The sequence below is a fragment of the Thermosynechococcus sp. genome (assembly GCF_046299655.1).
Taxonomy (GTDB): domain Bacteria; phylum Cyanobacteriota; class Cyanobacteriia; order Thermosynechococcales; family Thermosynechococcaceae; genus Thermosynechococcus.
In genome coordinates, this window is the sequence record NZ_JBKBHZ010000004.1 from 123,166 (window position 1) to 134,009 (window position 10,844).

General features: G+C 53.6%; 13 protein-coding genes. 4 read left to right on the forward strand and 9 right to left on the reverse strand.

The window, feature by feature from the left end; all coding sequences use genetic code 11:
• Positions 1-4 precede the first annotated feature (4 nt).
• Entirely contained in the window at positions 5-655 is a 651-nt protein-coding gene (locus ACK4HN_RS04405) for an exopolysaccharide biosynthesis protein (RefSeq protein ID WP_409868332.1), read from the forward strand.
• A 36-nt stretch (positions 656-691) separates the two neighbouring features.
• Positions 692-1,315: a hypothetical protein gene (locus ACK4HN_RS04410; protein ID WP_409868333.1), complete on the forward strand. Its 624-nt coding sequence runs from the start codon at positions 692-694 to the stop codon at positions 1,313-1,315.
• Here the strand turns inward: ACK4HN_RS04410 and ACK4HN_RS04415 are convergent.
• The 4 genes from ACK4HN_RS04415 to ACK4HN_RS04430 all read right to left on the reverse strand — a co-directional run bounded on the left by ACK4HN_RS04415 (position 1,312) and on the right by ACK4HN_RS04430 (position 4,624).
• Positions 1,312-2,184 carry an aminotransferase class IV gene (locus ACK4HN_RS04415; RefSeq protein ID WP_409868334.1) on the reverse strand — a complete coding sequence of 291 codons (873 nt, stop codon included), beginning with the start codon at positions 2,182-2,184 and terminating at the stop codon, positions 1,312-1,314. The genes ACK4HN_RS04410 and ACK4HN_RS04415 overlap by 4 nt on opposite strands.
• Positions 2,185-2,196: 12 nt before the next feature.
• Positions 2,197-2,520 carry a DUF1825 family protein gene (locus ACK4HN_RS04420; protein ID WP_409868335.1) on the reverse strand — a complete coding sequence of 108 codons (324 nt, stop codon included), beginning with the start codon at positions 2,518-2,520 and terminating at the stop codon, positions 2,197-2,199.
• Positions 2,521-2,604: 84 nt separating this feature from the next.
• Positions 2,605-3,630, reverse strand: coding sequence for a 4-hydroxythreonine-4-phosphate dehydrogenase PdxA (gene pdxA / locus ACK4HN_RS04425; protein WP_409868336.1), 1,026 nt, complete (start codon positions 3,628-3,630; stop codon positions 2,605-2,607).
• Position 3,631: 1 nt separating this feature from the next.
• The gene (locus ACK4HN_RS04430; protein WP_409868337.1) at positions 3,632-4,624 is read right to left on the reverse strand and encodes a 30S ribosomal protein S1; all 993 of its coding nucleotides are present in this window, start codon (positions 4,622-4,624) and stop codon (positions 3,632-3,634) included.
• 221 nt (positions 4,625-4,845) lie between these two features.
• Here ACK4HN_RS04430 and mscL point away from each other — a divergent pair, with 221 nt between their 5' ends.
• Together mscL and ACK4HN_RS04440 are read left to right on the forward strand one after the other, a co-directional pair.
• Positions 4,846-5,262: a large conductance mechanosensitive channel protein MscL gene (gene mscL / locus ACK4HN_RS04435; protein ID WP_409868338.1), complete on the forward strand. Its 417-nt coding sequence runs from the start codon at positions 4,846-4,848 to the stop codon at positions 5,260-5,262.
• 12 nt (positions 5,263-5,274) lie between these two features.
• Positions 5,275-6,546 (forward strand): ABC transporter substrate-binding protein, encoded by a 1,272-nt coding sequence (locus ACK4HN_RS04440; protein WP_409868339.1) that lies wholly within the window; start codon positions 5,275-5,277, stop codon positions 6,544-6,546.
• Between the two features lie 171 nt (positions 6,547-6,717).
• Here ACK4HN_RS04440 and ACK4HN_RS04445 read toward each other — a convergent pair whose 3' ends face one another.
• The 5 genes from ACK4HN_RS04445 to ACK4HN_RS04465 form a co-directional block, all read right to left on the reverse strand.
• The gene (locus tag ACK4HN_RS04445) at positions 6,718-7,914 is read right to left on the reverse strand and encodes an aspartate aminotransferase (protein WP_409868340.1); all 1,197 of its coding nucleotides are present in this window, start codon (positions 7,912-7,914) and stop codon (positions 6,718-6,720) included.
• Positions 7,915-9,036 carry an iron-containing alcohol dehydrogenase family protein gene (locus ACK4HN_RS04450; RefSeq protein ID WP_409868341.1) on the reverse strand — a complete coding sequence of 374 codons (1,122 nt, stop codon included), beginning with the start codon at positions 9,034-9,036 and terminating at the stop codon, positions 7,915-7,917.
• Between the two features lie 76 nt (positions 9,037-9,112).
• Positions 9,113-9,223, reverse strand: coding sequence for a photosystem II reaction center protein PsbM (psbM, locus tag ACK4HN_RS04455; protein WP_181494584.1), 111 nt, complete (start codon positions 9,221-9,223; stop codon positions 9,113-9,115).
• 25 nt (positions 9,224-9,248) lie between these two features.
• The gene (locus tag ACK4HN_RS04460; protein WP_409868342.1) at positions 9,249-10,367 is read right to left on the reverse strand and encodes an NAD(P)/FAD-dependent oxidoreductase; all 1,119 of its coding nucleotides are present in this window, start codon (positions 10,365-10,367) and stop codon (positions 9,249-9,251) included.
• Positions 10,364-10,717: a hypothetical protein gene (locus ACK4HN_RS04465; RefSeq protein ID WP_409868343.1), complete on the reverse strand. Its 354-nt coding sequence runs from the start codon at positions 10,715-10,717 to the stop codon at positions 10,364-10,366. Before ACK4HN_RS04465 ends, ACK4HN_RS04460 begins: the two co-directional genes overlap by 4 nt.
• Positions 10,718-10,844 lie beyond the last annotated feature (127 nt).

A 10,844-nucleotide genomic window follows, 5' to 3' on the forward strand; every position in this document is an offset into this window, starting at 1 on the left:
TTCTATGGCCAAACTGTCCACTGACCTCGAACGTGCTTTTTTGACTCCTGTGCCCGCGCCCAGCGATGGAGAGGTTTTAACGCAGCAACTGGTGTCCTTAGGAGAGATTCTGCAGTTGGCTGGAGAGCGAACCTTTGGGTTTTTGCTGGCTGTTCTTTCGTTGCCCTCGGCACTGCCTCTGCCCGCTCCCGGTTATTCCACCCCCTTTGGTATTGTGCTCCTCCTGTTGGGCTGGCAGTTGCTTGTGGGTGCCTCAGCCCCTTGGTTGCCCCCTCGGCTGCTCAAACGCACCATGCCGCGATCGCAGATTCAAAAGATTGTGCGCACAGCTTTGCCTTGGCTGCAGCGGATTGAATTGATCTCCCGTCCCCGCTTGCGCCCCATTTGCACCACCCGAGGCGGACGTTTGGGTTTGGGAGTAGCTGTGTCACTGATGGCCATCTCGATGATTTTGCCCATTCCCGGCACCAACACCATTCCAGCCATGGGCATTTTTACGATTGGCTTTGGTCTTTTGGATGATGATGGTTTGATTAGTCTGGCGGGGGTCGTTATTTCTCTGATGGGTTTAGCAGTGACCACCTCGATTCTTGTTGCCCTTGCTTGGGGGGGGAACAGTCTCCTCGATGTATTGAGGGCTTGGCTGCATCCGTAAGATAGGAAGTAATCTCCCCTTTATCACTCAAGGGCAATGAGAACCTTACCCCTTCCCAACTCCTGTGGCCAATGGTTGAGTGCCGTGGGGGCGATCGCTTTATTGATGGGGCATCCTGTCAGAACAACTGCCAATACCAATGGAGACTTACCGCCAGCGGTTGCCGAAGCGATCGCGATGCCTGTCAATGAACAGCAGGTTGTAGTCAGCGAGCAACCCTCAGCAGTGGGCTTAACGGTACCTAGTCTATGGTGGGTCGTGCAGCAATTTGGTGATAACGTGATTCAGCGCTGGCAGGCCTTTCCAGCTATCGCAGCACCGGGGGGCAGAGTTGAAGCCTTTGTCTCCCCTTCCGCTTGGGGACGCTTGCCCTATTTGCGGCGTTTTGCCCTGATCAATCAGTTGGGCAATGCCAGTCGCAGCTTTGGCTATCAGTTGATCCTACGCGATCGCGCAGCGCGCCCTTTGGGGGATCGCCGGCAGGTCATTTATGGTGCCTACACCTGTCAATTTGATGCCCTACCCCTTGAATACCTACCAGAGGTCACCGATGCAGCAGGCAACCCCGTTCCTTTTTTTCCACCCAGTAGCGAACTCAACTGTCAAGTATGGGTCAATCCCAATATTCCCGTTATGTTTCCAACTCAAGGGCTTCGCTAAAAGGACTGTATCTGGGCTAGAGCCGCCTTTTCCATCACTGCTAATAACTCCTGCCATAGCTTTTGAGTCACAGGTCCCGGACAGACGGGAAAGAGCACCTCATCCACTTGGCGAATCGGCATTAGCAGGCGCACCGATGAACTAAGAAAGCCCTCACTGGCTCTCGCTAGATCTTGGGGGGCGAGAATCACTTCCCGATGGGGAATACCCAAGTCTGCAAGGAGCTTTAACAGTATCCCTCGCGTAATTCCGGGGAGTATGCCAACAGTGGTGGGGGGTGTCTCCACCACACCATCACGGACAATCCAGAGGTTACTGGTCGTGGCCTCGGTAATCTGCCCGTGGGCATTGAGAAGAAGGGCGTCGTCAAAACCAGCTTGCTGCGCTTCCAATAGCGCCAAGATATTGTTGAGGTAATTGCCCGTTTTAGCCGCAGGATCAAGGGCAGCGGTGCTCATGCGTTGCCGCTTGGCAATGGTAAGGCGAATGCCCTGTTCACTCAAGGTTGGTTCGGGGGCGATCGCCATCAACACGATCAATAACCTTGTCTGGGTTGTGGGTTCTGGCAATAGCCCAATGCGGCGATCGCGGCCACGGGTCACCACAATCCGAATGTAATATTCTCCCCTTGGAGCAGCCGCTAAGGTACGTTGCACTTCTTGAGTAATGTACTCATCAGACCACGGCACGGTCATGTACAGATAGGCCGCTGAGGCTCGCAAGCGCGCTAAATGCTCCTTTAGGGCAAAGGGAATCCCCTGATAGGTACGAATTACCTCATAGACGCTATCGCCGTAGAGAAAACCGCGGTCCAGAACAGAAATCGTGGCCTCTGGCGTAATTACCCCATCCAAATTACAGAGCAACACCCGCCATCTCCCCTACGGTTGGCGTTCCACTTCGGCTTTCATGCGCTCAAGGGTTTGATACATTTGATCAAACATGGTTTGGGGAGACATGCCAAACTGGCTCAGATGTGTTTCCAGTTGCTTGATTGTCATCTGAGCCATGAAGTCATCGGACAACTCAAACCGCTTCATAAAAATACGGTAGCGATCCATGAGTTCTTCCATCTTTTCGATATAAATTTTCTTCCCTTCGCGGTCAAACTTGCCGTACTCGGAGCCAAGCTGCATCAACTGCTGGTAGTCCTGAAACAGGCGTTGTGCTTCCTGTTGAACAATTTCTGAATCAAAGAATCCCATAGGCTCTGCCCGATACAGCAATAACCAAAGTGCCAACGATTGACCCTTTGGTTTGTTATCTAGTTGCATTCTATCAAAGGCACTTTAGGCGGGGGTGAGAGGGAAAACCGATCCTTTGCTCAGAGTCTGTGCCCAAGCGATCGCCGCCAGAAAACTCTGTGGGTCTGCCATCCCTGTACCCGCAATATCAAAGGCCGTACCGTGATCTGGGGACGTGCGAATAAAGGGCAGGCCAATCGTCGTATTGACCGCCTCCCGAAAGGCCAGCATCTTCACGGGAATCAATCCCTGATCGTGATAGAGCGCGAGATAGGCATCGTAGGCAGGGGCAGCAGAAGGACGTCCCCACCACGCATCGGCAGCCCCAATCCAGAGGGTATCAGGAGGTACAGGGCCAATCAGTTCAACTTGAGGATACTGCTGCTGGGCTGCATCAAGCCATGGAATCAGCCAAGTCACTTCCTCTTGCCCTAGGTGTCCCTGCTCACCACTGTGGGGATTCAAGCCAGCAATGGCAATGCGAGGCCGCTCCAGATGCCGCCGCTCCCTTAGAAACTGTACAAGGAGCGCCAGTTTTTCATTGAGACGTTCAGGGGTCAGGGCTTTGGGCACCTCTTGCAGGGGGATATGGGTCGTCGCGAGTAAAGTGGTCAGCACCCAGTTAGTTACGGGCGATCGCCCCAAGAACACCATGCCCACGTTGGCGGTTCCAGTAAAGTGAGCCAGCACTTCCGTTTGTCCGGGAAAGTGATACCCTGCGGCCTGCCAACTGGCCTTAGAAATCGGTGCCGTTACAATTCCTGCCACCTCGCCAGCGATCGCCCGCTGGATGGCCGTTTTGAGATAGGCAAAGCTGGCCGCCCCACTGGCAACACTGGGTTGTCCTGGCACAATCCTCTCCTCGAGGGGATGCTCCCAGATCTGAAGCTGCGCCGGATCAATGGCCACCTGTCCCTGCTGACACAGGCGAGTGTAGGTTTCCTGCAATACCTGCTGGGTACCCGCAATAAAAAACTGCCCTAACAGGTCTGAGGGCAGATGAGCTAGGGCTTTCAGGAGAATTTCTGGGCCAATGCTCGCTGGATCCCCAAGGGTGAGGGCAAGGGACATCCTAAGCTTCTTGAAGAATTGGCTCAGCCGTATCGTCTTCAGTGGCTTCGGGAATGTCTTCCATGACTTCCTCAGTGGTCTCTGCTGTGGTCTGCTGCTGCTGTTGCAGGAGTTGCTGACGATAGCGCGCGGCCATCTCTTCAGCCTTTTCATAGACCAACTGCGGATTTTTCACCATGTCACCGGGTTCTGGCTCCAGTTGCTTGGTGGAGAGGGAAATCCGACCCCGCTCAGCATCCAAGTCAATAATCATCACCTTGACTTGGTCATTGACATTGAAAACACTGTGGGGAGTGTCAATGTGGTCGTGGGAGATTTCCGAGATGTGCAGCAGACCACTGACGCCACCAATGTCAATGAAGGCGCCATAGGGCTTAATCCCCCGCACAGTTCCAACCACCACTTCGCCCACTTCCAACTTGTTCATCTTGCGCTCAACAAGGGCACGGCGATGGCTAAGTACGAGGCGATTGCGCTCTTCATCCACTTCTAAAAATTTCAGTGGCAGTTCTTCACCCACCAACTCCTCTTTGTTGACACGGGTACTGATGTGGGAACCAGGGATAAAGCCCCGCAGCCCTTCAATGCGAACAAGGGCACCCCCCCGATTGATGGCAAAAACCTGAGAGCGAACAGTGGCATCTTCGGCTTGCAGTTGGCGAACGCGCTCCCAAGCCCGCATATACTCAATACGGCGAATCGAAAGGGTAAGCTGCCCCTCTTCATTTTCGTCCGCCAAGATAAAGAATTCGCGGGTTTCATTGGGTTGCAGTACCTCTTCCGGACTCTCAATCCGGTTGATAGACATTTCTTGAATCGGGATGTAAGCCGCGGTTTTCGCACCAATGTCAATCAGGGCACCCTTCGGTTCGATGCTAAAAACGGTACCAGCAACAATGTCGCCGGGGTTGAAGTGGTAATCGTAGCGGTCGAGTAAGGCCGCAAAATCAGCATGCGTAAAGCCCACGTCTAATGTTTTTTCCTGATTGACCATGCGAGTGTTTTCCTAGCTCCTTTAACGAAAATGGGGGTGTATAGTGAGTTGTCAAGCGAGCAGAAGTGGGTGCCATATACAATCATACCAGCGATCGCTCGAACACTTTCTAACTGGATCTACAATCTTAGCCTAGAGTTTGCCCGTTGGCTAGCGGTATGGATAAAATTTTGGTCATTGATGAAGACAAATGTTAATTTTTGTGTAGTTAAGGAGTGGGCATGGCGCGACTGAACCGCCGACAGGTCAGGCAATTTTGGCAGGAGTTTCGCGAATTTGCCCTGAAGGGGAATGTCATTGATCTGGCGATCGCGGTCGTCGTGGGGGGTGCCTTTGGCCGCGTTGTTACTTCCGTTGTTGAGGATCTGATCATGCCCTTGGTCAATCCGCTGATCCCTGGGGGCGACTGGCGGGAACTCACTGTTGGGTCAGGGATTAGAATTGGCAAGTTTTTGGGCAGTTTACTCGACTTTGGGGTAATTGCCCTCAGCTTGTTTATTCTCCTGAAACTCATTTTGCCCTTGCTACCCAAGAAGCCCCCTGCGCCCGAACAACGGCAGTGCCCCTACTGCTTGGAGTTTGTGCCCCTCAAGGCGAGCCGCTGCCGTGCCTGTACCTCTGAACTCCCGCCTCTTTAGGAGTCCTCAGCAATGCGATTGTGGCACCGCTGGATCTATGGGCTGTTGGTAGGGCTATCGCTGGTCATCCTAACCAGTTGCGCAATGGCACCGCCTGTCCAAGGCACCCAGATTGAATTCTGGACAATGCAACTGCAACCCAAATTTACCGATTACTTTAACCGCCTGATTGCCGAATTTGAAGCCCAACATCCCAATGTCCACGTGCGCTGGGTGGATATTCCTTGGACGGCAATGCAGACCAAAATTCTCATGGCGGTCCTAGGGGGCACAGCTCCCGATGTGGTGAACCTCAACCCCGACTTTGCGGCGTTGTTGGCGGGACGCAATGCATGGCTCAATCTCAATGACTATGTACCCCCAGCCGTGCGTGAGCGTTATCTACCCAATATCTGGCAGGCCACCACACTGGAGGGCAAAAGCTTTGCTGTGCCGTGGTACCTCACCTCGCGGGTCACAATTTATAACAAGGCAATTCTTGCCGCCGCTGGGGTTGATCGCCCCCCCGAAACCTTTACCGAACTCGCCAGTGTTGCTAAAGCGGTGAAGGAGAAAACGGGCAAATACGCCTTCTTTATTACGATGGTGCCCGAGGACTCTGCCGAACTGATGCAGGCCATGGTGCAGATGGGGGTGAAGCTTGTAGATGATCAAGGCCGCGCTGCCTTTAATTCCCCAGTCGGCAAAGCCGTTTTCCAGTATTGGCTGGATCTCTATCGTCAGGGACTTTTGCCCCCCCAAGTGCTCACTGAAGGCCACCGCCAAGGCATCGAACTCTATCAATCGGGACAAACGGCTCTATTGATGACCAGTCCCGAATTTTTGAACGCGATCGCCACCAATGCTCCCAGTATTGCCGCTGTTTCCGCTCCCGCCCCCCAGTTGACCGGCGACACTGGCAAGAAAAATGTTGCCGTGATGAATTTACTCGTCCCCCGCCAGAGTCGCCATCCTGAACTGGCCGTCGAATTTGCCCTCTTTGTCACCAATAATGAAAATCAACTCGCCTTTGCCAAGGAAGCGAATGTCCTGCCTTCTACCCAAGCAGCCTTGGCGGATCCTTACTTTCGCGCTCTCGGAGAAAATGCTACCCCTGTGGACATCGCCCGAGCCGTCAGTGCTGCTCAAATGACCCAAGCAGAGGTTCTGATTCCCCCCCTGCGGGATATTAAGGAGCTGCAACGACTTCTCTATGAAAATTTGCAGGCCGTGCTCTTGGGGCAAAAGACAATTGACCAAGCGCTTAAGGATGCAGAAACATTGTGGAATAGTCGCTTCGGATGAAGGAGGGCACGAAACGACAACCGCTTTCCCTTCCCCCTTTGTGCAGAGAATTGTTAGGGGGATTATGGGTAGCTTGGCTTGAGAATTGTCTGAAGCCCTAGAAACAGTTGAAGCGACCAGACCCATAGGCAGCATTGCCTTGGATGGAGTCTAACTGCGCTGGCAGCAAGGTCACTGACTCAGGGTATCGAAGCGGATATTGGCTTGAGCCATGCGTTTAAGGGCTTCACCGAGGCGATCGCAATCAGCAATGAGGCTAATGCGCACGTATCCCTCACCCCCTTCGCCAAAGGCATTGCCGGGGGTCACAACAACGCCCGTTTCCTGAAGCAGTTTGAGGGCAAAATCCGTGGAACTCATGCCCCTCGGAACGGGCACCCACAGGTACATGGTTGCTTGGGTGGGGGTGAGTTGCCAGCCGAGTTCATTCAAGCCTTGAATCAGAAAATCCCGCCGTTGGCGATAGCGATCGCACACAGCGGCAATGTAGCTATCGGGCAAGCTCAAGGCCACCTCTGCGGCTTTCTGCAAAACCGAAAACACCCCATAGTCTAAATTTGTTTTCAAGGTGCGCAGGCCCTGAATAATGTGGCGGTTGCCCACCACGAACCCCACCCGCCAACCGGCCATGTTGTAGGTTTTCGAGAGGGTATGGAACTCAACGCCGATTTCCTTGGCACCGGGAATTTCCAGTAGGCTTGTGGGTTGATAGCCATCAAAGGCCAGTTCAGCGTAGCAAAGGTCATGCACCAGTAAAATTTGATATTCGCGGGCAAAGGCAACGACTTCTTCAAAGAAAGAGCGGGGGGCGATCGCCGCCGTGGGATTGCTGGGATAGTTGAAGTACAAAACCTTAGCTTGACGGGCAATGTCACTGGGAATCTCACTGAGATCAATGAGCCAGCCCTTTTCCGGTTTCAAAATAAGGGGATAGATGTTGGCACCGGCAATGGCAGGACCACGAAAATGAGCCGGATAGGCGGGGCTAGGCACCAGTACCACATCCCCCGGATTCACATAGGCAAGGGCAAGGTGCGTTAGTCCCTCTTTTGATCCCAACAGGGGTAAAGCTTCACCATCGGGATCAAGGGAGACGTTGTAGCGGCGCTGATACCAACGGGTAATGGCTTGACGGAAAACGGCTGTGCCTTCAAAGGGGGGATACCCATGGTAGCTCGGTTCCTCAAAGGCAGCGATCGCTGCTTCAATGACTGGACGCGGGGCGGTGCCATCGGGGTTACCCATCCCTAGGTCAATTAAATCCAGTCCCTGCTGCCGTGCTTTCAGCTTGAGTTCATCAAGGCGAGCAAAAACGTAGGGCGGCAATGCCCCAAGGCGATCAGCCGGCTGAATCCACTCTAACCCCATCTAGCGGGCACTCCCATCCAAGACTTTGGCACTGTAGCCGACTACGGTGGACACCATTGCTTCTAACACCAGATCAGGCGTCACAGGAAACGGCAGATAGTGAATATCGGAGTGGGGCGCACAGGCAACCGTAGCCGCATGCTGGAGTTGTGCTAGGCTCGCCTCTTGGAAGCTCAAGTCTTCGAGAGTTAGGGGCAAACCCACCTGCTCATAAAACTGGCAAAGCTGATGGCGGGCGCTGGTGGCCAGTTGACTCCCCTGCACAATTTCTTCCAAGCGTAGCTGCACAAGAATGCCGTAGGCTACTTTTTCGCCATGGAGTGTCCTTTTACTTTGAGGCAGTTGGGTTAGACCATTGTGAACCGCATGGGCGGCAACCGTGCGGCATTGGGCACCTCCTAGGCCACCAATCATCCCTGCCATGAGAACACTGGCATCCACCACATTTTCCCAGGCGGGGCTGCCCACATTCGCCAAGGCTTCCGCAGACTGCTGCAAGAGAATATCCCGCAGGATTCGTGCCTGCTGCACTGCGCCCACAATTAAGGTTTCTTGGCGATGACCACTACTCACAGAGGCTTCGTACCACTTGGCAAGAGCATCCCCAATGCCGGCTATCAGGGTTCGCTTCGGCGCCGTTTGAATCAGGGCGTAGTCCAACAGCAGCAGATCGGGGCACCGCTGGAGGGCCACATCATAGGCAAAGGCACCGGCCTCTGTATAGATGTTGGAGAGGGCTGTCCAAGCGGCACAGGTGGCTGCTGATGTCGGGATGGTCACCACCGGCACGTGCAGTTGATACGCCAAAAGCTTAGCGGTATCTAGGGCTTTGCCACCGCCAATGCCAATGATTAAATCACTGCCTTGTGCCTCTTGGCGGAGCTGGGCAAGAGTGGATTCACTACATTCGCCATGGAATGTTCCCACAGTGAAGGTGAGATCATGGGAGCGGGCGATCGCCTGCCACTCCTGCTCAAGCTGCTGATACCGCTGCGGTGAGACCACCAAAAGGGGATGATGCCCTAATTGAGCAATGGCTGCCCCTGCTTGGGAGAGAATTGACCAACCGCGATAGACGTGGGTAGGGGCAATACAAAGGGGGGAAAAGGAAGCAGCAGTCACAGGCCTACAAACAACGATTATTTAGAGACTCTCTGGCACCATAGAGCTGTTTTCGCTCTAGCCATAGAGATCTATCTTAATTACTTTTCTGCTGACTTTCCGTTTGCACGTACAAAATAATCAAAAACACCGTTGGCACAATCACAAACATGGCCGTTGCCACTAAGCCGAAAGGATTCACTTCCATGGTATCTATCCCACAACATTGGATTTTATTTTATCAATGCTCTGCCCCCTCTGGAGCGATCGCCCTCGGTCAAGGTCGTGATCACAGATTGGGCAATCTTTTGGGCAGTTACGGGAGCGAGCAAAATACCATTGCGGTAATGGCCTGTGGCCAGCCAGGTGTGGTTGTCTATTTTTTCGATAATGGGTGCCGGGCGATCGCTCGGGCGGGGTCGCACTCCCTGCCACTGTTGGGTTAAGGGAGCGGTTTTCAGAACTGGCCAAAGCTCAGTGGCGCGTTTGTACAGTTGATCAAGGATTTGCGAATTTCCGGTTAGGGTGTTGAATTCCACCGTTGCGCCCACCCACACCCGTCCCCAAGGCAAGGGGACAAAATGAATCCCTTCAGCCGTCATCACTGGTGTGTTCGCCTCACAGGCAAACTCTAGGGCTTGTCCTAAGACTGGTTCCACAGTGACAGGGCGATCGAGGACTTGAGTGAGGGGCGTTGTCCCTAGACCTGCCGCTAAAATCAGGTATTCAGTCTCAAGCAAGGTCTGATCCAAGTGCAGAATCCACTTTCCTTGGGGCGATCGCTGGAGCTGTCGGACAGGGCTTTGATAAAAGAACTCTACCCCCCGTTGACAAGCGGCTTGGCGCAGGGTTTGAGTCAAGGGTTTTGGCGTCACTTGGCGATCGCCCGTTGCCCAAAGTGCCCCGTGAATGTGGTGCATATCCACAAGTGGACATTGATCCTGAACTTCTTTTGGCGAGAGCCACTGCACCCCTTGGGGAGTCTGTTCCTGCAACCATGCTTGGGTGGCGATCGCTTCCGCCTCGGTGGTACAGATTTCGATAATGCCGCGGCGCTGGTAGGGAATCTTAACCCCTGTCTGTTCCTCTAGCTCGGGAATCAAGGTTTCGTAACGCGCCAAACTGGCCTGCCGCAGTTGAAAGTTGCGTCCACGCCGCCGCCGACTGAGATGGACAATCAGAACACCAAGAGCTGCACCGCTGGCTTGCCAATCCTCTTCTCTCTGGGCTTCAAGGACAACAATCGGCGTTTCCGCTGCGTCAAGAACACGACTCAGTTCGTAGGCGATCGCCGAACCAACCACTCCGGCGCCCACAATGGTTACTGTTGCATTGGTTGGCAGCACCGTCACAGTGTCGCGACCGTATCAACTAGTTCCCAATTTTTATTTTCAGTGATGGCGCGACTCACGCGGTTAAACCATTCAAAGCAGTGATTATTTTTCTTGAGGGTCAGCTCTTTGTTCTTGAGCACAAGATCAAACTTGGTAACATCATTTTGGGGCGTGGTCTTGTCAATGAGCACTTCAACCGTAACTAATTGGGAAATTGAAATAGCATCAAGCGCGCTCTCACGCGCCACGACGTAATCCTCCCCCACATGGGTTACGGTCAAATCGCAGGCTTCTAGGGTTTGCACTAGCTCTTCCTTTAGCCGTGCCCGAGGGAGTGCAATGGTAACAACACGAGCATATCGAGCCATAACCGCCAAGTGGTAAACTAATGATTTGCGAACAATGGTTCTAGGATAATCACGGAACAGATGGCGTGTTGTTGCTGCTGTTGTGCCTAGCAAATCACAGGGAATGAAGCATTGCCCCTATTGTAAG

Bases quoted from the DNA above. Each gene is read 5' to 3' on its own strand.
- ACK4HN_RS04405 (WP_409868332.1), top strand. From the start codon at position 5: ATGGCCAAACTGTCCACTGACCTCGAACGTGCTTTTTTGACTCCTGTG.
- ACK4HN_RS04410 (WP_409868333.1), top strand. From the start codon at position 692: ATGAGAACCTTACCCCTTCCCAACTCCTGTGGCCAATGGTTGAGTGCC.
- ACK4HN_RS04420 (WP_409868335.1), bottom strand. From the start codon at position 2,520: ATGGGATTCTTTGATTCAGAAATTGTTCAACAGGAAGCACAACGCCTG.
- pdxA (WP_409868336.1), bottom strand. From the start codon at position 3,630: ATGTCCCTTGCCCTCACCCTTGGGGATCCAGCGAGCATTGGCCCAGAA.
- ACK4HN_RS04430 (WP_409868337.1), bottom strand. From the start codon at position 4,624: ATGGTCAATCAGGAAAAAACATTAGACGTGGGCTTTACGCATGCTGAT.
- mscL (WP_409868338.1), top strand. From the start codon at position 4,846: ATGGCGCGACTGAACCGCCGACAGGTCAGGCAATTTTGGCAGGAGTTT.
- ACK4HN_RS04440 (WP_409868339.1), top strand. From the start codon at position 5,275: ATGCGATTGTGGCACCGCTGGATCTATGGGCTGTTGGTAGGGCTATCG.
- ACK4HN_RS04445 (WP_409868340.1), bottom strand. From the start codon at position 7,914: ATGGGGTTAGAGTGGATTCAGCCGGCTGATCGCCTTGGGGCATTGCCG.
- psbM (WP_181494584.1), bottom strand. From the start codon at position 9,223: ATGGAAGTGAATCCTTTCGGCTTAGTGGCAACGGCCATGTTTGTGATT.
- ACK4HN_RS04465 (WP_409868343.1), bottom strand. From the start codon at position 10,717: ATGGCTCGATATGCTCGTGTTGTTACCATTGCACTCCCTCGGGCACGG.